A 25,043-nucleotide genomic window follows, 5' to 3' on the forward strand; every position below is an offset into this window, starting at 1 on the left:
AATGTTTCGCCTATCATGCCGATATATGCCGAAGAAGTACAGACAACGGTCTGTGAAGAAACAACAGGCGAAGAAAACAAGTCAACAGAAGAATTTGATCTTACGCATATGAGCATTGAGCTCTATCCTGATGAGCAGAACGAAGAAAAGACTGTTATGCTGGACGGTCTTATGCCTGAGGGTGCGGAAGCACAGGCTGTTGATGTTTCGGAAGAGCACGACGGTATCGCAGCTTATGATATCACCATAACCGCAGGTGAAAACGAATACCAGCCCGGAGAAGAAAATCCTATCCTTGTTGAGATCAGTGATCCTGTTATCCATGACAGTGACTGCATTCAGCTCTGGCACATCAGAGATGACGGCGAAAGAGAGCAGATCAATGATTTCTCGGTGGAGGAAGGCAAGATAAGCTTTTATGCCACTGGATTTTCAATTTATGAGATTGTACAAGATGAAAATGTTATTGCTGTTAATAACCTGAATTTTGGCTGGAAGAAAATAACAGACGTTGCTGAATTGGCTAATTACGGCGAAGGAAGTGACGGCTTGTATATAAGTCATACAGGAGGATTCTTTTTCAAGAATACTATTGATTCTTCTAAAAATAGAAAGGGAATATATAAAACTAAGGGATCAGGCAATACTGGTACAGATATAGATACTGCAATAGAAATGGGTGCAGTAAAATACTATTTTGAACAGGTAGATGCAGAAGATAATACTCAATATTATGTATATTGCTTTAACCCGCAAAATGAAAAGGTATATATTTATAATAATCCTAATGATAGCTTGGATTTATCAAATAATTATAAGACGGCATTTAAGTTTGAGATAGATACATTTAACAAGGTAACAGGTATCAAAGCTCAAAGTCAAACAAATCCTACTAAGTATTGGAATATGCAAGGAGATGCAGGCGGAACCAGATTTTGTGCATATGATTTTAATCAAGGTGGTACTTTTCAATTCTGGTATTATGATCCGATAGAAGAAGACCCATATAAGCTTGACGGCAAGACATACGGTCTTATGCATTATGTAAGTGGTGCAACAGGTGATGTCCTTATGGCAACAGATAATGCACTTAATTCACTTAAAGTAAACACTTCAGTAGTACGTCCTGAGGGAAGTAATACAAGTAAAGTACTTTACGTGGCTCAGGATACTGATATTACAGAGTGGACTTTTGAGTGGGCAGGTGATGACACATATTACATATATGCTCAGTTCGGTGAAACGAAAAAATATCTGAACTTAGGCAAGGTCAATGAGTCTGATGATGAAAATTTAGTATCTGCAATTGAGACCGCTTCGCCGCAAAAGATAAGGGTAAGACCTGACAGTCAGGGCAGGATATTACTGTCAGTAGGAGACAAAAACGTTGATTTCCTTGCAAATAATGCAAATATCAGTGAAAACGGAAGATTTGTAACATCGGCAGAAGGCTCTTATCTTTATTTTGTCAGCCATACTGAGATCGCCGATGATGAAATGGTAACATACAAGGCAAAAGAGGTAAGTGTATCCGAAGTTAAGAACGGCGAACAGGTCGTTATTTATACCCGTATATGGGATGATAACAAAAAACAATACAATTTCTATGCAATCGATCATGATGGAAGTCTTGTTCCTTGTTATGAGCGAGGCAACAGTATCATGTGGCTTTCTAATAAAATAAACACCATGATTTGGGATTTTACGGAATATTACCATGAATATACCGAAGATCCGAATTATTACTATGAACTGTACAATCCCTACTCGGAAAAGTATATCGCACCTAAACGATCAAGCGGCAGTGTACTTAGTGACGAGCCCATAGGCATCAATCTGGAAGGAAGACGTTACGGGGAATATTTTTCAACTATACTCGCCTGGGATCAGCAAAGTTATTCTTATTCCGGCATAAAAGCAGACCTTAACAACGGGGATGAAAGAATTGATGTTTCTTCAAGATCGAAAGCAGATACTTTCTATTTTGCAAAGGTAGTTGATTTTACAAACGACCTGACAGAAGTTGAAACAGTTGATAATACCGAATATGGTATTACAATGAAAATGGTCAAGTATAAGATACCTGACGGTAATGATTTTAAGCCTGATAATGCAACTACCTCAAAAGAACAGTATGCAGTTTTGGGAAACAGTACATATGTAGAAAAGTCGCAGACTCCTGGAATTTTGTCAACCAATCTTACTGACGGTAAGTTCCCAACAGCTACAGCATCACAACTGTCGCTTAGTGAATTATATACTAATCCAGCTAATTTGAAGAGTGCAAATGTAGTAAATCACCTTTTTATTCAAAGTATTTATGATCAGAGTGGTTATTTTGAATATGACAGCTGTCAGAACTTTGCAACTCTAAAAAATATGCATCAATCTGAAAATGAAGACGGACAAAAGATGTATCTTGTTACCGAAAACGGAGAAGAAGTTGTCAAGACGTATGCTGAAGATGAAACAGTGCCAGTGGGAGCTGAACCTATCTATGATTTCTTTGTATCGAAAGAACTTGGTACTCATGATGGTAAAATTTCTAATTCTTTGAAGCATGGTCAGTTTTTTCCATATGATGATATTGATATGGATACATATGCGTCCAAAAATGAGTTGAATAAGTTTAATGCAACCTTGCAGCCATTAGAGGAAACCGATCCACGAAAATATGAAAGACTGCATCTTATAGAATCTGCCGACTATTATTTCGGAATGGAGCTCGATGCAGGATTTACTCAGACACCTAACGGAAAAGACAACTGGGGACATGATATCATTTTCGAGTTCACAGGAGACGATGATTTCTGGCTTTATGTTGACGGCGAGCTTGTCATTGACCTCGGAGGTATCCATTCAGCACTGGGAGCAAAAGTAAACTTCGCAACAGGTGACGTTGAAGTCAATGGTGTGAAAACAAATCTTCGTGATCAATTTGTAAGCAATTACATAACAAGGGGAATAACAGATCCGCAAATAATAATAGAAGAGCTGAAAAAACATTTCGATTATGATAAGTCTATCACTAATCCTCAGATCGAGAATTTTGAAAAAGTATTCAAGGACTATACAAATCACAGCATGAAGATATTATACATGGAGCGTGGTGCAGGTGCGTCAAATCTGCATATGCGTTTCAATCTTAACTATGTCAAAGAGGGCAATGTAACAATGACCAAGGAAGTTACAGGCTCAGATGATGTAGATTTTGATTTCGTTGAATATCCTGTACAGATACTTTATTGTTCCAACATACCCGGTACAGATCTCCCGAATGAAAATGATCCAGTTCTTCTGGATCCGAATAATGAGCACGTTAAAGTGGCTTATCAGAATTCAACACGATCTGTTATATTTAAGGAGTCATATACGCCTCCCGGTACAACCCAGACATATTCAAATGTATTTTTCATCAATGCAGAACAAAAATTAGAGATCCATTTTCCTGATGATGCAACTCATTATAAGATAGTCGAATGTGGTATCAATTCACAGGTATATGACCAAGTATATATTAATGGTGAAGCTGTTTCTTCTATTGGCCTTGGTGAAAATCGAGCTTCATTTTCATCAGAGTGGTCAATGGTTAAAGACAGAACCAACCTGATGCTCAGCAACCATGTTGATCCTGATGGTTTACGCTCACTTGTTTTCCAGAAAAAACTATATGATGCAGATTATACCTCTCAACCTGCTATGACTGAGGCTGAGAAAGAGCTCCATAAGATCACAGCAGAACAGGATCCGACTACATTCTCATTCCGTTTGTATCTTTCAAACGGAGTTACAGATGATCTGGATCTGACAAATATGTGCAATTACCGTGTAAAAGATCCTGAACAGTATTACTGTCAATGGAATATGGATGAACAAAAACTCGAGAGGTTCGTTCCTGATCCTGATGCAGAATATCTGACTGAGGCATTTGAACTGCTGGATGAACTTAAGAGTGATAATACGCTGACAACGGAGGAATACGTAAAATTAAAAGGTTATCTGCTGCGTTCGCATGATACTACATCTTTAAAAGAGGCACTTGATGATATCAAGAATATCAGAAGAAACTCTGGAACTGTTCCTGTTCCGCCAAGTCCTTTGACATCGGAACAGCAGTCTGTACTAAAAGAAGCCCTGTTGTATCCTATAACGTTTGAAACATCTATAAACGGACAGATATCCAATATACCTGCATGGTATACAGTAGAAGTACCAAATCTTCCTGCAGGCACTGTATTCAAGGTCGAGGAAAAAGATTCGGCTTCGGAGCGCCCTCTCGGTTATGATCGTGTAGAGTATGAACGTGCTCTGGGTTCATATTATACAATAACAGGCGAAGGTAATAATGTTGGTATTATAAGAGCTGCTGACTCTCCGTATATGAATGTCATAAATAAGCGCGGATATGAGATACAGGCTAAAAAGGTATGGACTGACAGAGATGCTGCATCAGGACATGATGATATTTATGTTGCACTTTACCTCAAACAATCAGACGGAACTTATGAGCTCGCTGAAAATATTGATCATCCTGTCAGATGTCTTAAATCACCTGATACTGAGGTGCGATTCTTTATGGAATCACTTGGCGGACATTCATTGAGTGATTTTTATATATTTGAGGTAACACTGACAGGAAATCCCACTGTTGATGAAAACGGATATGTTACAGGATATGGTAGTATTACAATAATTCCGAATGGTCAGTTTGACAATATTAAAGCAACGGACAGAATCACGAATTCAAAAGAAGAATATAGTTATGCAGTCACATATAACAGCGGCGAGTCAGTAAATCCATTAAACAGCATACAGGCGAAAAAAACGTGGAGTGCTGGAGAGACAGCGATTTATACGGCACTTTGCGTAAGACAGGCTGACGGAACATATAAACTTGCTGACAGTTCGCTTATACCAGTAAGGAAGCTTACAGCTCCCAATGATACGGTGCGGTATTTTATATCTGAACTTGATGAAGGAAAAGTTGCAGATGACTATAAGATCTTTGAGATCGCACTTACAGGTCAGATTACTTTTAATGAAAGCGGACATGTGAGCGGATACGATGTTTCAGATACCGAAGATATCGTCAATGGCGATTCATCAACTGTTATGAATTCAACTTTTGAAGTTTATACAGCACGAGCAGACAGTATAACTAATACCCGTCAGGGCGGTATCGTTATAGGTCTGTATAAAATGGGTACGCGCCAAATGGCGACTAATATTATAAATGTCAATGAACATGAAACTGCGGGCGAACCGCTTGCAGGCGGTGCTTTCAGACTTGAAAAAGTTGAACCGAATGGAAATGGGAAGAAACGTTCACTGATCGGAAATTATACTTCCGACGCAGACGGCAAGATCACTATAATGTATAGTTTTGAACGCAATTCACAAACAGGCGGCAATTTTGAAGATGATGTATATTATGAGCTTACTCAGATATCATCTCCGACAACTTATATCGGTCTGCCCGAGCCTGTAAAGTTTGCTGTAGGATTAGGCGATGATCCTGATATTATAGTATCGGGAAATGAAACAAAGTGGAACAATTACCATAAGCTTCCCGGCTCTACCGAAGAAGTAGTCGCATTTATCGACGTTTACAATAAGCCTTTTACGCTGAAAGCAATAAAAGTTGACAGTGAAGATAATACCGTACTTGACAGTGTTCATTTTGCATTATATAAGGGTGTTAACAGTGTTGACGGACTTATCCCTGCTGATCAGCCGATAAACGGATACAGTGATCTTGTAACAGATTCAAACGGTGAGATACCCCGCATTATTCAGAGCCTTGAAAAAGGTACATATTTCCTGAAAGAGACCTCACCTAAGTTCGGCTATAAACCATATGACCGATATATAAGATTTGTTATAGGCGAAAATGATATTGAACTTGTAGCTTCTGTCATTACACAGACTACAACGGAAAATAACGTAACTGTAACGACAATCACTTCAAACACAGGTCTGAAGCTGGTAAAGACTGATTCAGATTCGTATTCATGTGTTCTTCAGATACCGAATGAAAAAGATACTCAGAATTTCTTCTTCGATATCGAAAAGATCATTTTCGTTGACAAAAATATCCATGTCAGCGATAAAGAGCAAAAATTTGTATTCAGAGTCGATCGTTTCGATGAAACTGAAACAGCTTTCATTAATACGAATATCAGGGGAACATTCTATGTGACGATCAGCTGTGACGGTGAAATGAAGTATATAACTGATGATAACATTACATTAAATGGAGAAAAGTATAATTATAGCTTCTTCCATGGTGATGATAATGTTTCTGATGCATATTCTAAATTCATTACTGCTGACAGCAGCGTGGAAAAACGGTATACCGAAAGAGGAAAAGCTGATAACGGCAGTGCTGATTATGTTTATCCCGCAGCAATATGGAACGGCAGAAAAACGGTCCGTGTTATGAAAGAGGGAATATACCGTATTTCCGAAATGAAAGCATGGTCACACACTGATTACGATTTCTGGAATGGTTCAAACCGTTATAAAGGTTATGGTGACGGTACTCATGGAGAGGCGGTCATAACCAACGGCTTCCGCGACAGTAAGACAACAGGAAGTATGGCTCTGCCTGCCGCTGACAAGGATTGTGTATACATCAATGTTAAAAATGTCAGAGCAGGTGAGTTCGATACAGTTCCAAAAACACTGGACAGCAAAACAGTCTGGCGTCCGACAGCAAGCTTTACAAACAGCGAGACCGAATATGCATATCTCAGTTCACAGGCGTATGCCGACAACACTATTTCACGATGAAGAAAGGAGGAGCGATCAATGAAAAACAAGAAAAAATATGTTGCTATAATAAGCAGTATCATATCAATAATGCTGATCGCTCCTCTTATCGTATATGCAATACTGTATAAAAGTGACGAACGCAAAAATGAATTCAGAGCTGCCAAAGCAAATGTTCAGGTAAGAGAGAATAACAAATCTGTCGACACATTAAGTGACAGAGAAGAAGCTTCATATACATGGACACAGGATACCGATGATAATGATCAGCCATTAAACACTTACAGTATCACTAAACCTGTTCAGATATATGATGTTCGTGACAATAACGATGAGTATCTGCGTGTAAGATTTGTACCCATGTGGTATGATTCGGACGGCAATATATGCGGCGGTGCAGATGATTTTTCCGATTACAGCAAAACAGAGCTTGAAAACAATGAACTTATATTCAAGAATTCATTAAATGCTGCGCTTCTGACATTAAAACTATGTACAGAGCCTGACTGGAATGATGGCTGGGAATATAATACAACAGATGAATGTTTCTATTATAAAGGAAAGATCAGATCAGGTGACATATCCAAAACACTGCTGTCAGGCGTGCAGATACCTAAGTCTGTCTATGACAGTACAGCAGAATATACTTTGCATATCGAGGTACTTGCAGATGCGGTACAGACCAGCGGAAATGCAGAAGATCGCTGGTAAATAAAAGGCTGCGGATGATACAATGTTTTCATTAGTCTTGCTTTATAACAAAAAGTCAACTTTAGCAGTTGGCTTTTTTTCTGCCTATATCATTTCAAGCCCGTATAAGAATAACAAGTAAAAGCTCCTCTGTTTTATCGACAGGGGAGTTAGTCATTTGTAAATTTTCTGTGATATTCAATGGTTTTACATTGAAAAAAGCTCCTTAACAGTGTATTAGTGAAAGGAGCTGAGACAATGGAACTCACAAAAGAGAATTTCTTAAAATATGAGGAGCAGTACATCTCACAGGTGCTTATGAGTTCTGACCTCCGCAAACGTGCGGAAGGCTTTACGGACATAATGAAAAGAGCAAGGGAATTTGATCTCGAACAGGAAGCGTTTGAGTTAGCGCAGAGTATAGCTGTTGATTTCAACGAGCCTGAGCTTTGGGAGCTTCCCGTGCCCTTTGAGAAAGAGGTGCGGTATCAGCCGTTCCCTGTGGGAAGCCTGCCGAAAACACTTTCAGACTATCTCGGTGCAGTATGTGACTTTGTGCAGGTATCTCCCGATATGGCAGCTCTGCCAATGTTGTCGGTGCTGTCGCTGTGCTTGCAGGGCAAGGCTATAGTTGCTTATCCTGCCAATGCTCATACCGAGAGCATAAACTTATACACTCTTACCGTAGCTCCTCCGGGAGAGAGAAAGTCGGGAGTATTCAAGGCTCTTATCAGACCTGTGGAAGAATATGTGCGGAGATACAATGAGCTGCATTACAAGGCTATTGAGGAATACAAGAGCAAACGGCAGTTCCTTGAACGTCAGAAGCAGGCGGCAATGAACGGCAAAAATGCAAGTCTTGAACGAGTTAAACAGCTTACCGATGAGATATGCGACCTTGAACCTGTTCACGAAATGCGGCTCACCTGTTCCGATACTACACCTGAGGCATTGGCTGCGGAAATGCTGAAACAGGGCGGCTGTATGGCTGTTATGGACGATGAGGGCAGCGTATTTGATGTTATTTCTGGCTTGTACACCAACGGTCAGGGCAATATCAACCTGTTCCTGAAAGCTTATGACGGCTCTCCCCATACCATATTCAGACGGACTTCCGATAATATAACGCTTAATGCTCCTTATCTCACATTCGGCATAATGACTCAGCCTCAGCAGTTCACACAGGCTATGGGCAATCCGCAGTTTATGGGGCGAGGTCTGATGCAGAGGTTCTTGTTTGCTTTCCCCGAGGGCAAGGCAGGCAGTCAGGACTATGTGAGCAGGGATATTCCGCAGGGTGTACGGCAGGCTTATGACGAGCTTATAACGAAACTGCTGCGAATGACGGTCAGCGGCGAACCCGTAAAGCTTGTTCACAACAAAGAGAGCTATAATATCCTGCATGATTACTATGATCTGATACAGGCTAAAATGAGAAGCGGCGGTATGTTCGAGAACATGAAGGATTATGCTTCAAAGCATTTTGGAAAAGTCCTTAAAATAGCAGGACTGCTTCATCTGTGCGAGCATACTGCGGACGAGCCTATCGGCGGAGATACTGCCATGAACGCTGTGAATATCGGTATCTGGACTGAGAATATGGCACTTAAAGCCTTTGACGGTGGAGCAGGTGACGATGAGATCATCAGAAATGCGAAGTATATGTTGAGCCGTATAAGAACGTGGGGAAAAGATACGATGACAAAGCGCGAATTAAAGCACCTTTGCAGGGCTATACACGGTGATACTTTTTTCGATGAAGCTGCTGAGCTTCTTGAAGATATGCACTACATGAGAACTGAACGTATAGACACATCAGGTCGTCCGTCAGTGCAGTTTTACATCAACCCATTTATATGACCTTTTGTACCTTTTGACCCTTTTGCACCATGTACCATACACTGAAAGTATCCTGATACACAGGCATATAACAGCAGATTTAGTTAAATATCTATTTTATCTGCTGGTGATATACTTTTTTTGAGTTATCGGCTCATGGACGGTGGTACAAAAGGTACAAAAGTCGGTACGGGTGACATTAGTGACAAAATGGGTGAGAGCACAGTATTGTTTTGCATATCAGGATTGCATAATTTGTCGTTGTGTGTTATAATATATGAGTTGTTTGATAACACATTGAAAAATTTGCTCATCATTCGGAGATACCATATGAAAAAGGATAAGAAAAAGAAAAACAATCACAATTCATTCAGAGTAATAAGCGTCGGGTTTATTATACTCATACTTACGGGAGCTCTCCTGCTCATGCTCCCCATATCATCACAAAGCCGCAGTGTCACCCATTTTAAGGACACGCTGTTCACGGCAGTTTCTGCTTCATGTGTTACAGGTCTGGTAGTTAAGGATACGGCAACTCACTGGTCTTTATTCGGTCAGGCTGTGATACTTGCACTTATCCAGATAGGCGGCATGGGAGTTATCACCATAGGTCTGATGATAACAAGGCTTTCGGGCAGAAAGATAGGACTTGGCTTTCGCGGTATGATGCAGGACTCTATTTCAGCACCTCAGGTGGGAGGTATCCTCAGTCTTACAAAATTCATACTGAAAATGACTGCACTCTTCGAGCTTACAGGCGCGGTACTGTTATATCCTGTGTTCTGCCGTGATTTCGGAGCTGTAAAAGGCATCTGGTATTCGCTGTTCCATTCGGTATCGGCGTTCTGCAATGCAGGATTTGACCTTATGGGAGTAAGAGAGCCTTTCTCGTCACTGACCTCATACGGGGGCAATATATATGTGAATATAGTCGTCATGCTTCTTATAATAACAGGCGGTATCGGCTTCCTTACATGGGACGATATCATTCAGCACCGCTGTCATTTCAATAAGTACCGTTTACAGACAAAGATAGTACTTGTAACATCGGGACTGCTCATACTTCTGCCAGCTGTATTTTTCTTCTTTGCTGAGTACTCGACTGAGGCGTTCAGAGAGCGTGTGCTCCATTCGTTTTTCCAGTCTGTGACTGCACGAACGGCAGGCTTCAACACAGCCGACTTTTCACAGATGCGTGAACCATGCACCATGCTTATGACCGTACTTATGCTTATAGGAGGCTGTTCGGGTTCAACGGCAGGCGGTATGAAAACCTCTACGATAGCTGTCCTGTTCCTTGCCGCATTAAGCGTATTCAAGCGAAAGAACGATGTTGAGTGCTTTAACAGGCGTGTTCCCGAGGATATAGTACGTACAGCAGGAGCGATATTGTTCATGTATTTGTCACTGTTCCTTTCAACCGGCATTGCGGTAAGTCTTATAGAATCTCTGCCGCTTACGAGCTGCCTGTTTGAAACAGGTTCTGCACTTGGAACTGCGGGGCTTACTCTTGGAATTACAACTTCGCTTTCCTTACCGTCGCATATTATTCTTATGATACTTATGTTTGCAGGAAGAGTCGGCGGTCTGACGCTGATATATGCCGCATTCGCATCAAATAATGAAGTCTCAAGACTTCCACAGGAAAAAGTCACAGTCGGATAATAAATACAAAGGAGAAGAATTATGAAATCAGTTTTGATAATCGGCGCAGGCCAGTTCGGTATACATATAGCTAATCGTATGTCACAGCTCAGGTGTGAGATAATGGCAGTTGACAGCGAAGAAGAGCGTATAAATACAATATTGCCATTCGTTACAAATGCTCAGATAGGCGACAGTACCAACGCGGATTTTATGCGTTCACTTGGTATACCTGATTTTGATGTATGTATCGTCACCATAAGTGACAGCTTTCAGGATTCCCTTGAAACTACCGCTTTGCTGAAAGACCTTGGTGCTCAAAAGGTCATTTCCCGTGCTCAGAATGATGTACAGGAGAAATTCCTGCTTCGCAACGGAGCTGATGAAACGGTATATCCCGAGAAACAGACTGCCATCAGACTTGCAACTAAGGAAGCTTCTGATGATATCCTCGATGTATTCCAGCTTGACCGTGATCTGAATATTTATGAGGTACGCGTACCTAAAGCATGGAACAATAAGACATTAGCCGAACTTGATATACGTAAAAAGCATAATCTGAATGTAATCGCAGTAAGAACTAAAGATCAGCTGATCCTGCCGATGCCTGATATGGTGCTGAGTACAGATGATGCAATGCTTCTTCTCGGCAATATCAAGGATATCCAAAAGGCGTTTTAATAAGTGTTATACTCATATAGAAACTTTACATGGAATTATCGGTGGAAACCTTTCTGAGGAAAGTTTTTCCTCAATAGCTCACATAAAACTTCTGTATAAGCACAGCACTTTTATCACAGCCCTTTTAGTCAGCTTACTCAATTTATCTTCATGCATTTAAGATGATTAATATAATTGCATTTTGAAATGACATACTGAAAGGACAATGCTTATGAAAAACAATGATAAGGCTTCCGAAAGAGGCGGTTTCGGTTCAAGGATCGGATTTATACTTGCTGCGGCAGGTTCGGCAGTCGGACTCGGAAACATCTGGCGTTTCCCGTATCTTGCCGCTAAATACGGCGGCGGAGTATTTCTGCTTGTGTATATCGTATTTGCCATAACATTCGGCTTTGCACTCATGCTCACCGAAATAGCTATCGGCAGAAGAACAGGCAAAAGCGTTATAGGCGCGTACAAGGCTGTGGACAAGCGTTTCTCTCCTCTGGGGATCCTTGCAGCCGTGATACCTGCGCTTATCCTGCCGTATTACTGCGTTATAGGCGGCTGGGTACTGAAATATATGTCTGTATTCGTTACAGGGGGCGGCGAAGAGGCTTCAACAGCCGAATACATTACGGCATCGGGAGAGAGCGTCCCGTTCTTCAGCAACTTTATAAGCCATTTCACACAGCCCACGGTATTCTTCATAGTATTCCTGCTGCTCACATCTGTTGCGGTATTCCTCGGAGTTGAAAAGGGCATCGAAAAGGTAAGCAAGTTCCTCATGCCTGTGCTGCTCCTGCTTATCGTAGGTATGGCGGTTTACACCCTTACCCTTGACGGTGCGTCAGAAGGTCTGAAATACTATCTTCTCCCTAACCTCGATAATTTTTCACCTGCTATGGCATTACAGACTATAGCGGCAGCCTGCGGACAGCTTTTCTACTCAATGTCAATAGCAATGGGTATCATGGTCACATACGGCTCTTATATGCGAAAAGAGGACTCGCTTGAAAACTCTGTGCGTCAGATAGAGATATTCGACACTGTTGTCGCTGTACTTGCAGGTATGATAATCGTTCCTGCGGTGTTTATCTTCTCGGGCGGCGACAGGACTTCACTCAATGCAGGTCCTGGACTTATGTTCAATACACTTCCAAAGGTATTCGCAGCAATGCCTGCGGGACAGTTTATCGGTGCAGCATTTTTCATACTTGTAACTCTTGCCGCACTTACCTCATCCATATCACTTATGGAGACAGTTACGGCAGTTGTTATGGAGAAATTCGGTTTCAGCCGTACAAAGAGCTGTGTTATAGTCATCTTTGTTACATTCATACTCGGTATGCTTTCAGTACTGGGCTACAGCGCATGGTCTGAGATAAAGCTTCTCGGAATGCAGATACTTGATCTCTTCGATTTCATCACAAACAATATAATGATGCCTGTACTTGCTTTCCTTACCTGCATACTCATAGGCTATGTTGTAAAGACCAAATACATAGAAGAAGAGGTAATGACAGGGGAAAAGAGCTTTCGCTCAAAGATGCTCTACAATGCCATGATAAAGTGCGTCTGCCCTATATGTATGCTGATGATACTCATAACACCTTTTGTCACGGATATATAATGACAGGCTCCCTGTTTTTCAGGGAGCTTTTTGCATATAACGGCACTTTTTCCATGCTGTATCCGTGTATATGCAGTTGATATTGCACAGTAATTTTGTAAAATGTTATAAAAGTTATTATATATACCACAAAATACGAAAATATTTTTCAATGTTTGTCCTGATATATAATTATCTGGCGAGAGTTCTCTATGAAAGCGATAAGAAGCTTTCGGAAATACTTTTGATAACAGAAAGGATAATAACTATGAAAAAGAAAATTTCAGCATTCGTCACATCACTCGCTCTGCTCGCTTCTTATGCAGCAGTTATGCCTGCATCAACTGTTACCGCCGCAAATGCTCTTCCTTCAAGTTTTGATCTTAGTGATAATACCACATTATTCCCAAGAGAGCCATTCGATCAGGGTAATGAAGGTTCGTGTGTAGCTTCATCAATAACATACTATCAGTTCACATACCATGCAAGAGAGGCAATCTTAAAAAATGATCCTACAGCAGATGTTTCTTCACTGTATTACTCACCTGCATCTATCTACCCACAGATAAACAGGGGCGTTGACGAAGGTTCATGGGAACACAAGGCATATAAGGTACTCAAGAACAGAGGAGCACTCACTTTAGACGTAGCACCTTATGACAGAATTAACGATATATCAACATATGACAAGGTTACTGGGGAATATTTATCTACACCTACTGCGATCAATTATGTTTATCCCAGATATTATGAGAAAATGCTAAATGAGGACGAAAGAAAGTCATTTGAAGAAGTATACTACAACGGAGCAAAGAGATACAGACGTATAGGCGAGTATATCAGCAGAGAGAAATATGAAAGCCTCCCTGAGGATAATAAGCGTTTCTATGTACCTGTATATGAAAACGGTGATTCTGATACAAGTACAAAGACTCCTGAGCTTTACTGGCACATAGCAATGCCTTACAGAGCTATCCCAAGAGACGAAAATAATCTTTTCAATGCACTGAACGTAAGAATTGACAGCTATGAAGGCTTCGATCTGTATAACAGAAGAATACCTGAAAGCGGCTCACGTTCAAAATGGGGAGTTTCAGACCAGCACGAAAAAGAAGATCTCTTCATCAATAAGCTCAAGGAAGAGCTGTACAATGGTAATGTTGTAAGCACAAGCACATATTTCAATTATGATCTCGGAATGAAAAAAGTATGGCCTGAGGAAGATAATTCGGAATATGCTGTTTACCAGAACTATAAGCAATATGGTTCCTACAGCGGACATCAGTTCACTATCGTTGGTTACGATGACAGCATCGAATGTGATATCAATGGTGACAAGAAGATCGATGAAAAGACCGAAAAGGGCGCATTCAAGGTAGTAAATACATGGGGCAACTGGGCTAATAAGGGCTATGTCTGGGTAATGTACGATGCAGTACGCGAGCACTCGGATAATAAGATCTGCGAAGTAAAGACGATCTATGGCGAAACAAGTGCAGATAACCAGCTTTACCATAGAACACCTGCATTTGGTGAGTGCTATACAATAAAGGTATCACAGAAGGATATAAAGCTTGTTTCCGAAGTTGACGTTTTCACAGACAACTATTACTCTGTATCAGTTGATAACTATTGTGAAGGTTCTGAAACTGTTTCAAACGATATCGAACCTCAGACAAATTCAGTAGTAGTATACAGCGGTCCGATCTTTAGTGATATCACAAAACTCGCTGAAGGCGGTATCAATGATAAGTATTATACAATAAAGACTGTCAATAATCACAGCTATAATGCTGCTACAAGAACCTACAACAAGACATACGCGAAGGTAAAGGCAGTTCGTCTCAAGGACGATAAGGGAAATGTAATCTCTGAAGCTGTACTTACAAACGGAGATGCTTTCACTAACAACTCAGAAAACGGCGAGTCTTATGAATATACTCTCGGCGTTCATATCCAGAAGGGCGACCTTAACTATGACGGCGAATTAGATCAGAATGATCTTGCTAAGATAGATGAGTATTTCAATATCATAAACTACAGAAACAGTGACGAAGCAAAGAATAAAGAGATCAAAGAGAAATTCTCTGCATTCCAGCTCGAGCTTCTTGATGCTGATAACGACGGTGTTATCAATATGGACGACTATAACGAACTCAACGAAATCATCAATTCATAATATCGATTCTCATATCACAAGCAGCCTCCTTCGGGAGGCTGTTTGCATTGTGTCAGACCCTTTTGCGTCTGCCGTGCGTATATACTCGGAACTGTCGATACAGGTATACGACCGTCTGTGAATTGCTGTGTTGACCCGTATATTTGATTTTGTCAATTTTGTCACCTGACACCTGACACTTTTCTCGGAAATAATATTGGCATATTTGTCAAGGAGTGTGTAGTAAGCTGTTTTGAATAATGATTAATATATTTACGCTTATGTTTCATACCCCCGGTGACGGGTGACAATAGTGACAAAATGGCTGAGAGGGATAGTTAATGATGTCGCGGAGATAAAACAACAAGCAATTCCCGCAGGATATGCCAAACAATGTTTTTCTTGAACCCAAAGTCGGACTATGGTATAATTAAAGCAGTACAGATGACTATAAACAGGGAAAACCTGCAATTTGTCGCAGTGCATTCAGCATTGAAAGATACGTATAAAAGAGAAAGCATAAATATCGCAGAAAAAATTTTTGCAAAAAGTGAAATATTATGAGCCGAATGTTGTCTTTATGTACAGAGGACCTCAGGAAAGGAGGCTGACCTTTTGAATGATGCATCAATTGTCGAATTGCTTTTTGAAAGAAACGAAAAAGCTATTGAAGAAATGAAACAAAGCTATGAAAAGCTGTGCTTCTATATTGCGGGCAACATTCTTTCTCAGAAAGAAGACCAGGAAGAATGTGTGAATTCTGCCTATATGGACGTGTGGAGTTCGATACCGCCCAACAAGCCCGATAATCTGAAAGTATACCTTTGCAAACTTGTGAAAAACTGCGCACTGAACCGTAAAAAATACAACAGCGCAGCAAAAAGGAATTCGGATTTTTCAGTATCTCTGGACGAACTTGCGGAATGTATTCCTGACGGTAAGAGCATTGAAAAAACAATAACAGATGAGCAGCTCGGCGGAGCGATAAGCGTATTTCTGAAAAGTCAGCCCGAAAAATACCGGAAGGTATTCGTGAGGCGATACTGGTATTCCGAAACTTTAGAGGATATAGCGGCATTTTATGATATGAACGTAAAGACCGTGGCTACATATCTTTTCAGAGTAAGGAAAAAATTAAAGGCATTTTTGCAGAAAGAAGGTTATATAGATGAGTGATCTTAAATTATACAAGGGCATAAATAATATAGATGCCGACCTCATTGAAGAAGCCGACTGCAAACACAAGCCCGCAATACATCACTGCTATGCTTTGCCTGCAACTGCGGCAGCAATATTTATAGCTCTCGGTGCTACAGGTATTTTCAATACCGTTAGACCTCAAAGAAAACCTGATATATCGGAAAACGCCGTTATAACGAGTGTGCCTGCAACGTCAGCCGCTGCAACATCGCCTGCAATGACCACTGATATCTGCACAGCGATAACAACTTCTTTGACAGTCAACAGCACAGAGGCTTTAGCTCAGACTTCCGTTTCTTATTCAAAAACAAGCATAATATCCCAGAACAGCCAAACACAAACAGCACAGAACACACAAGCACAAACAGCAGCTTCGCCTGCCGTTACCGCTGCGCAGACAACTTGCGCAGGCATGGGAACAGGAACATCAGCTGTAAGCAACGTGACTGCTGTAACTACAGCCGTGCCTGAATATGACTATGAATACGAAGGGAGTATTATTATGAGAAAATATGCCGCAGCTTTAGCTGCAATTCTGATTGCAAGTAATCCTACCACAGTTGCAAATGCTCAGACCTATGAACCTACAGCCACTATTTCTAGTGATGAAGAAGATCTGATGCATTTAAAAGAGCTCGTTGATCATTATGATCTCGACATAGATATCAACTGCGACGGCAATATTGATATCTTTGATGCATATGCATTTTACCGTGCTGCTAATTCACGTAATGGTGAAATATATATCCCTGATTATATAATGGAAAAATACAATACTATCAGAGAAACGCAGCTGCCTGTCGAAAAAGAATACTATGATCCCAAAACAAACGAAAACGTTACGGACACCTATTATTACTCATTTGTATGGTATGATTTTGTACGATACCTGTTCGCTTATTATCCTGTAAGTACGGATTATTACGATCCGAATTACTTTATCGAAAATTGCCCCGATGAATATAAAGATGATCCTATTCCGCTTGAAGTACAAAAGAAAGATATTGATGTGTGGGATATCGTATCATTTAGAAGGAATATGTATTATGTACAGAATGATGACGGAAGTTTCAGACCTGTGTGTGCAGACGATTATAAACTGTCAGACGGAGAAGATAAGCCTGACATTTACGATTCTTTGCCCGATGAATTGAAATATCAATATACTGATGATGAATTTTATGTATACAATTCTTCTGAGGTATATGTGTCACCTATATACGAGTTCATAGATAGCATGAGATATTGGATACACGGAACAGAACGTGATTACAAAATGGTCAAGGATATTATAGAGAACGGATATGTTGATACAGATATCAACTCTGACGGTGTCTTTGATTTTGATGACGTTGTTAAAATTATTTATGTGTCAGATAGACTTTTGTGGATTGATAGATTTGATTCTTTGTATGTATCTCAGTCTGAATATCCTTTCCATTACCATACCTATTATGAGTCTTGTCCTGTAACTGAAGAAGAGTATTATAAGGTCATTGATCTCTGCAAAGTAGCAGCGCATTATTTCTATAATACCCGTTTTGAGTTTATCGGTCAGTATTTTACGATGTATTACCTTACATACAATGAGATAGACGAGAAATACTTTGATCCTTTATATTATGAGGATCAGGGCTATTACACACCAAGCCCTATGTCTTATTCAGATTGTGTTTTTGCAAATCTGAGCTATTATGAACAGTTCTCGATAAAATATGGTCCGAACTCAGCTCAGAACAGCTCTGAAGTATATGAAGCTCCTGCGCGCTACAATTTTACAGCAGCTGAAATAGATTCAGCTTTCCCGACATACTATAAAAATGTCAAATTAGGTATTCTTCCTAATCCTGATATTGATCTTGACGGAAAAATAACTGTAGCTGACTACAACATACTATACAATCTTGATCTGGAATATTTTACTCCATATGATATCAGCTATATCGGCACAATGATAAAGAGATATCCCGAACTCAGTGTTAGTATCGGCGTTTCACAGGAAGTACGCGATAATTTCGATACAAATTTCGACTTCAACAATAACGGTATCAGTGCAGATGAGCTCGAAGTACAGTGCATGATGATGTATATCCTCAACGACCTTGAAAAACTGTATAACGATGAGGATAAGATGAATAAGGAACTTGACAGCTTCTATATGGAACATCTTGAATTACAGTATTATGATATCTTCAACAACAATATGGAGAAATTCAACCGTAAACACCACAGGGGAGATTCAGGCTATGTTTATAATGATGAGGAGATATCAGGTATCTCAAGTTCTATAGACACAGTAAGGTACTATAGCAGCTATGATCAGATAGCCACATTTGATCTCAAAGGAAACGGCGATGCAAACGGTGACGGAACAGTCGATCTTTCCGATGCGGTACTGATAATGCAGTCTCTGGCAAATCCTTCAAAATACGGTGTGAACGGCAGTGATGACAATCATATCACAGAAGAAGGCTGTGTTCGCGCAGACGTTGACGGTGACGGCGTTACTAATATGGACGCTCTCACAATACAGAAATATCTGCTCGGACTATGCAGCATCGACTGATAACGATGGGAGCATATAAAACAACGGCACGGAAATATCCGTGCCGTTATTGCTTTTGTATATAATTTATCTGACTTCGCTTCCGCCCCATTCAACAACTGTAAAGCCCTTTCTTTCAAAGGTATCAAGCTGCTGAGGCTGGATATCAACTGCATCTTCAAGGGGGACATAAGTCATGAATATGCGGAGAAGGCTGTCGGGCTCGGGAGTGATGTTAAGCTTTGCGGAATCGGTATAGGTATCGCCCTGGAAAGCAATGAGATTGTACTTGTTATGCTCCATTAACGGCAGCCAGTATACGATGAACTCGTTCATTTCTTCCTCGGTAAGTCCCATATATGTGAGCTTTTCTCTGAGGAAGCTTTCTGTATCACTTCCTGCAACGCAGAAGCCCTCTGAGAAGCCGAATCTTGTGCGGCAGTTCACAGCGTCCCAGAACAGGTACTTATGATGTGTACCGTCAGCCTTGTTGAGCAGTGAGCCGTCAGGGTAAGCAGTTACGTTCCAGCCGTTGTCATACTTGGGATATGTTGTTGAGAGCTCGGCTTCTGTGAGTTCAAGCTCAACATGAACATCGGTCTCTTCCTCGGGATAAAGGTAAATTACAGGCTTCTTTGCAACTTCTTCGTAAAAGATAGTAGGAGTCCTGCCGTCCTCACTGAACGTTCTTATCCAGCCATACTGTCCGTTATATTCGGTAAACAGCCAGTCATCATTATTTTTCTGATATCCGTGCTCTCTGAGACGGGTGTTCTGAGGGATAGAAGCAACGCTTTCATATCTTTCATCAGGTCCGAGATACAATTTCAGTCCATCTTCCCGAACTAAAAATGAGATCCCGAATTCAAAGTACTCATCAGGGTCAACATAGTCTTTGATGCTTTGTACGATAAGGGCTTTTCTCATCAGTATGAGATCGAATACATCGAGCTCGTCATCATTGTAGAAATCAGCTGCCTGCCAGTCGGCAAGAACGATATCGGGAACACCAAGCAGCCATTTTTGCAGCAATACGATATCCGATACGTTGAACTCACCGTCAGAATTCACATCTCCCGTAGGAGCAGTCTTGAGCTTGAATACAACATTTGCAGAGCCGTTGTCAAACTTCGTAATTGTTACGTAGTCTTCAGGGCTTATCGTGCCGCCGTAATAGCCCATATGATCTGCGCCGTCAGGGAACGAGTAACCCTTCGGCAGCGAACTGCTGTTGAGACTAAAGGAAAAAGAGCCCGAATCAAAGTGTCCGCCAAGGTCGTCAGATACGATAGCAGGATTGGTCTCCATAACCAGAACAGGACCTGTTGACGCTCCACCGCTGCTGATATTTGTTGCTATAGATGGCATTTCACCTTCGCCTAAAATGATCGCTTCATCTGTATTGCAGTCAGCAAGCGTAACTCTTATCTGACCAGAAAGAAGAATTGTCTGCGCATTATCAAGAACAGCACAGTCAGCAGTCAAAGACTGTTTCATTTCATCTTCGGAAAATGGCGTTCTCAGCTCCCATGTAGAATTTGGAGCATACTCCAATTCTATCTTTGCGCAGCCGTCCTTGACAGCTTTATACGCAACTACCTGGTATATTTCACCGCCGTCAACAGGTTCGGCAGTCTCTTCACTGCAAAACAGAAAAGCTGCGCGTTCAAAATTCTCGGAATAGTTCTCTGATTTTTCGCGCCATGATAAAGGAGAGCCAGCATTTGATTCCATACAGAATACAACATAGTTGTCCTTGACCGAAACCTCACCGTGTTTTTGGACATATTCCGTGTATTCTTTTTCACTGTCAGGCAGCCAGCCGTAAATATCCGTTTCGGTAACGCTCAGATTATCTTTGGCTGAGAAGGAATAACGTGAGATCGCACGACCGTATGGCAGATCGGGATCAGGTTCATCAGTCAATACGTCGACAACAGCAATATCAAAGTCACAGGCTTGCTGAGGAGCTAATACAGCTATTTCATAGTAATAAGGGCTGTCTTTTGATGAATAATTTGTATGCCACAGTATTTTTACCGAACTGTCTGTTGACACTGTCTCGTATTGCAGTACACCTTTCGGTCCGCCCTCGGTGTCTGCATCTATGCTTAATTGCGATACAACACAGATGACACCGTTGTCAATATGCACAGTTCCGTAGGTGTTGCGGAACTCGATCGCTGAACTAAAGTTTTTGGGTACCCATTCGGGGATAGATACTGCGTTAACAGTTCCCGCTGCATTAACGCTTGACGGAGCAAACAGACTTGCGGGAGCTGCGGAAAAAGGGATAAGTGCCGTGGAAGCTGCCAGAATAACAGCCGCAAATTTTTTTAACATCTTAAATTCACCTACATTCCTTGATTTTTGCAATATAAAACTGCATTTTAGTGGAAGATGATTCCTTATTTGCATTAACGAATGATGATACGCAGATGTGCGGTTTAAATCGTAAACTTTTTGTGAACAAATAACAGGGGAGTTATGCTGTACGTAAAAACAGCAGCACCTTTGCCTGTCTTAAACAGTTGCATAAAAATGTCGGGAAAAAGCACGGGCTATCAGTCCATACACATAACCTTTTATGACGATCTTTCCCGATGCTATACGGAATTGCGGCTGCGGACTGTTCAAAGGTCGGCAGATCCTGCCTTTCGAGCACTTGTCACGTTTTCAGAACGACCTTATCGATTAACAGCAATTGGCAGATCCTATAATAATTTACAGTTGCCAGAAATAAAAAAACGTGGTAAAATGGTATATGAAAAACAAACTATACAGGCAAAAAAGCTGTGTAAACGGAGGTATTAAAATGTGGGCATATGAAAGTGTATTCTATCAGATCTATCCGCTCGGTTTCTGCGGAGCACCCTTCGAGAATGACGGTATCACCGAACCCAGGATACTGAAGGTGATCGACTGGTCAGACCATATCAGGGAACTGAACTGTGATGCGGTCTATTTTTCACCGATATTCGAGTCTGACTCTCACGGCTATGACACAAGGGACTATGCAAAAATAGACTGCCGTCTTGGCAGCAACGAGGACTTTGCAAAGGTATGCAAGGAGCTTCACAAAAGAGGCATAAAAGTAGTCCTTGACGGCGTATTCAATCACGTTGGCAGAGGTTTCTGGGCGTTTCAGGACGTACTCCGCAATCGTGAAAATTCACGCTATAAGGACTGGTTCCATATAAATTTCGGCGGAAATTCAAACTATAACGATGGTTTCTGGTATGAGGGCTGGGAAGGACATTTTGAACTTGTAAAACTCAATCTCTGGAACAATGAAGTCGTTGAGCATATCTTCTCCTGCATAAAAGGCTGGGTAGATGAGTTTGACATTGACGGCTTGCGACTTGATGTTGCGTACTGTCTTGACAAGGAATTCCTCAAAAGACTCCGCGGATTTACAAACGGGCTAAAACAGGATTTTGTACTTATAGGCGAGCTTTTGCATGGCGATTATTCGCAGTTCGTAAACAATGATATGTTACACTCCGCAACAAATTATCAGTGCTATAAGGGACTGTATTCGAGCTTCAACTGCATGAATATGTTCGAGATATGCCACTCACTCAAAAATCAGTTCGGACCTGAGCAGTGGTGTCAGTACAGAGGTATGCACCTGCTCAGCTTTGTTGACAATCACGATGTTTCAAGAATCGCAACGATACTTACAAACAAAAATCACATTCCGCTTGTGTATGCGATAATGTTCGGAATGCCCGGAATACCGTGTATTTATTACGGAAGCGAATGGGGCGCAGAAGCTGACAAAAAAGACGGTGATCCTGCACTGAGAGTATCCTTCGACAAGCCCATAGATAACGAGCTTTCGGCATATATCTCAAAGCTTGCAAAGATACACCGCGAGAGCAAGGCACTTTGCTATGGTGATATAAGCGTTCCTGTGCTCACTAATAAGCAGTGCATCATTCAGCGCAGATGTGATGATGAGAGGGTACTTATTGCTATAAATGCAGAAGATCAGCCGTTTACAGCGCATTTCGATGCAGGCTGCGGCACAGCTGATGAGCTTATAACAGGTACAAAGCACGATTTCGGCGGTGGAAGTGAATTGCCGCCTTATTCAGCACAGATCTGGAAAATGGAAAGGTGAATTTCTGTATCATTTGACAATTGTTTTTCACTACTTTAAAGCAAAATGTGTGAGATACGCCAAATTTTAAAAAAGCTATTGACAAATCTCTCACGAAGGTCTATAATGGCATTGTAAACAGCAAGGGAGCTGCGGACGACAAAGTCTGCAGCTCTTTTTTGTTATTAGTACTAATTCCATACACAAAGGGGTGTATGATGTGCCGAGGTATCGGTGCGTCGTATACTCCTTTATTTTTTATGCTGTAACTTTTCAAGGAGGTAGTTTTTATGGACTCTCAGACAATTTTACAACAAGCCATGGAAGAGACTAACGGTCTTTTGTTTGGCGTATGGTTCCTTATAGGTGCCGCACTCGTATTCTTTATGCAGGCAGGCTTCGCAATGGTGGAGACAGGCTTCACCCGTGCAAAGAACGCAGGCAATATCATCATGAAAAACTTAATGGACTTCTGTATCGGTACAGTTGTTTTCATTCTCATAGGTTTCGGTCTCCTCTTCGGTGAGGACCTCGTCGGTATAATCGGACAGCCCGGATTTGATATCTTCACTTCCTACGGCAGCTTCGATTGGTCAAACTTCGTATTCAACCTTGTATTCTGTGCTACAACAGCTACTATCGTTTCAGGTGCAATGGCTGAAAGAACCAAGTTCCTTTCATACTGTGTTTACTCAGCTATCATCAGTGCAATCGTTTATCCTATAGAAGCACACTGGGGCTGGGGCGGCGGCTGGCTCAGCCAGTGGGGCTTCCACGATTTCGCAGGTTCAGCTCATATCCACATGGTCGGCGGTATAGCAGCTCTCGTAGGTGCAGCAATCCTGGGACCAAGAATCGGTAAGTTCCACAAGACAAAGGACGGCGAGATAAAGGTAAACGCTATCCCGGGTCATAACCTTACAATAGGTGCTCTCGGCTGCTTTATCCTCTGGTTCGGCTGGTACGGATTTAACGGTGCAGCTTGTACTTCGATCGATCAGCTCGGTTCAGTATTCCTTACAACAACAGTTGCTCCTGCTATCGCAACAGTAACTTGCATGATCTTCACATGGCTCAAATATGGCAAGCCTGATGTTTCAATGTGTCTTAACGCTTCACTTGCAGGTCTTGTAGGTATCACAGCTCCTTGTGATGTAACAGACTGTCTTGGCTCTGCAATAATTGGTATCGTTTCAGGTTTACTCGTTTGCTTCGGCGTATGGTTCCTTGATTACAAACTCCACATCGACGATCCAGTTGGTGCAGTTGCAGTTCACATGATGAACGGTATCTGGGGAACAATTGCAGTTGGTCTCTTTGCAAATCCTGAAGTACCAGGCTACTCACTTGTTGACCAGAACGGCGACCAGCTTTCAGGTCTTTTCTACGGCGGCGGCTTCGGACTCCTCGGCAGACAGATCGGCGGTTTCGCAGCTATCGCAGCATTTACAGCAGTTTCAATGGCTATCGTATTCGTATTAATAAAGAAGACAATCGGTCTCCGTGCTTCCGAGCAGGAGGAGATCATTGGTCTTGATGTTACAGAGCACGGTCTTATTTCCTCTTATGCTGACTTCGCACCTGCAATGGGCGATATCTCCATGAAGGGCTATACTAAGGACGACGCAAAGAGTGTTGAGAAAGTCGAAAAGAAGAAAGGTTCAAAGAAACCTGCAAAGAAGCCTGTTGCTACAGTTGATGAAGCAGTAGAAGTAAAGAATTACTCAACACCTTCACCTGACGGAGCAACAAAGCTCACAAACATTGTAGTCATATTCAAACAGCAGAAATTACAGCAGTTCATCGAAGCTATGGAACA

General features: G+C 41.5%; 12 protein-coding genes. 11 read left to right on the forward strand and 1 reads right to left on the reverse strand.

The window, feature by feature from the left end; translation table 11 throughout:
* Positions 1–15: 15 nt before the first annotated feature.
* From QZZ41_RS15120 to QZZ41_RS15160, 9 genes are all read left to right on the forward strand, one after another.
* Positions 16–6,792 (forward strand): SpaA isopeptide-forming pilin-related protein, encoded by a 6,777-nt coding sequence (locus QZZ41_RS15120; protein ID WP_295074044.1) that lies wholly within the window; start codon positions 16–18, stop codon positions 6,790–6,792.
* A gap of 18 nt (positions 6,793–6,810) precedes the next feature.
* Positions 6,811–7,482, forward strand: coding sequence for a hypothetical protein (locus QZZ41_RS15125; protein WP_295074047.1), 672 nt, complete (start codon positions 6,811–6,813; stop codon positions 7,480–7,482).
* A gap of 237 nt (positions 7,483–7,719) precedes the next feature.
* Positions 7,720–9,321, forward strand: coding sequence for a YfjI family protein (locus QZZ41_RS15130; protein WP_295074050.1), 1,602 nt, complete (start codon positions 7,720–7,722; stop codon positions 9,319–9,321).
* A gap of 309 nt (positions 9,322–9,630) precedes the next feature.
* On the forward strand, positions 9,631–10,965 hold the full coding sequence (locus QZZ41_RS15135) for a TrkH family potassium uptake protein (protein ID WP_295074053.1): 1,335 nt from the start codon (positions 9,631–9,633) through the stop codon (positions 10,963–10,965).
* 21 nt (positions 10,966–10,986) lie between these two features.
* Positions 10,987–11,625: a TrkA family potassium uptake protein gene (locus QZZ41_RS15140; protein ID WP_295074056.1), complete on the forward strand. Its 639-nt coding sequence runs from the start codon at positions 10,987–10,989 to the stop codon at positions 11,623–11,625.
* Positions 11,626–11,836: 211 nt separating this feature from the next.
* Positions 11,837–13,237, forward strand: a complete 1,401-nt coding sequence (locus QZZ41_RS15145) for a sodium-dependent transporter (protein ID WP_295074059.1) — start codon at positions 11,837–11,839, stop codon at positions 13,235–13,237.
* Between the two features lie 247 nt (positions 13,238–13,484).
* Positions 13,485–15,395 (forward strand): hypothetical protein, encoded by a 1,911-nt coding sequence (locus QZZ41_RS15150; protein ID WP_295074062.1) that lies wholly within the window; start codon positions 13,485–13,487, stop codon positions 15,393–15,395.
* Between the two features lie 594 nt (positions 15,396–15,989).
* Entirely contained in the window at positions 15,990–16,550 is a 561-nt protein-coding gene (locus QZZ41_RS15155; RefSeq protein ID WP_295074065.1) for a sigma-70 family RNA polymerase sigma factor, read from the forward strand.
* Positions 16,543–19,140 (forward strand): dockerin type I domain-containing protein, encoded by a 2,598-nt coding sequence (locus QZZ41_RS15160; protein WP_295074068.1) that lies wholly within the window; start codon positions 16,543–16,545, stop codon positions 19,138–19,140. Before QZZ41_RS15155 ends, QZZ41_RS15160 begins: the two co-directional genes overlap by 8 nt.
* Positions 19,141–19,206: 66 nt before the next feature.
* Here QZZ41_RS15160 and QZZ41_RS15165 read toward each other — a convergent pair whose 3' ends face one another.
* Positions 19,207–21,462, reverse strand: a complete 2,256-nt coding sequence (locus tag QZZ41_RS15165) for a dockerin type I domain-containing protein (protein WP_295074071.1) — start codon at positions 21,460–21,462, stop codon at positions 19,207–19,209.
* A 472-nt stretch (positions 21,463–21,934) separates the two neighbouring features.
* On the opposite strand from QZZ41_RS15165, the gene QZZ41_RS15170 reads away from it, so the two are divergent.
* Together QZZ41_RS15170 and QZZ41_RS15175 are read left to right on the forward strand one after the other, a co-directional pair.
* Positions 21,935–23,245: an alpha-amylase family glycosyl hydrolase gene (locus QZZ41_RS15170; protein WP_295074074.1), complete on the forward strand. Its 1,311-nt coding sequence runs from the start codon at positions 21,935–21,937 to the stop codon at positions 23,243–23,245.
* A 269-nt stretch (positions 23,246–23,514) separates the two neighbouring features.
* A partial coding sequence (locus tag QZZ41_RS15175; protein WP_295074076.1) for an ammonium transporter occupies positions 23,515–25,043 on the forward strand: 1,529 nt, incomplete at its 3' end.

This window comes from Ruminococcus sp. (genome assembly GCF_016283395.1).

Coding starts and splice junctions, on each gene's coding strand:
- QZZ41_RS15120 (WP_295074044.1), top strand. CDS start 16: ATGCCGATATATGCCGAAGAAGTACAGACAACGGTCTGTGAAGAAACA.
- QZZ41_RS15125 (WP_295074047.1), top strand. CDS start 6,811: ATGAAAAACAAGAAAAAATATGTTGCTATAATAAGCAGTATCATATCA.
- QZZ41_RS15130 (WP_295074050.1), top strand. CDS start 7,720: ATGGAACTCACAAAAGAGAATTTCTTAAAATATGAGGAGCAGTACATC.
- QZZ41_RS15135 (WP_295074053.1), top strand. CDS start 9,631: ATGAAAAAGGATAAGAAAAAGAAAAACAATCACAATTCATTCAGAGTA.
- QZZ41_RS15140 (WP_295074056.1), top strand. CDS start 10,987: ATGAAATCAGTTTTGATAATCGGCGCAGGCCAGTTCGGTATACATATA.
- QZZ41_RS15145 (WP_295074059.1), top strand. CDS start 11,837: ATGAAAAACAATGATAAGGCTTCCGAAAGAGGCGGTTTCGGTTCAAGG.
- QZZ41_RS15150 (WP_295074062.1), top strand. CDS start 13,485: ATGAAAAAGAAAATTTCAGCATTCGTCACATCACTCGCTCTGCTCGCT.
- QZZ41_RS15160 (WP_295074068.1), top strand. CDS start 16,543: ATGAGTGATCTTAAATTATACAAGGGCATAAATAATATAGATGCCGAC.
- QZZ41_RS15165 (WP_295074071.1), bottom strand. CDS start 21,462: ATGTTAAAAAAATTTGCGGCTGTTATTCTGGCAGCTTCCACGGCACTT.
- QZZ41_RS15170 (WP_295074074.1), top strand. CDS start 21,935: ATGTGGGCATATGAAAGTGTATTCTATCAGATCTATCCGCTCGGTTTC.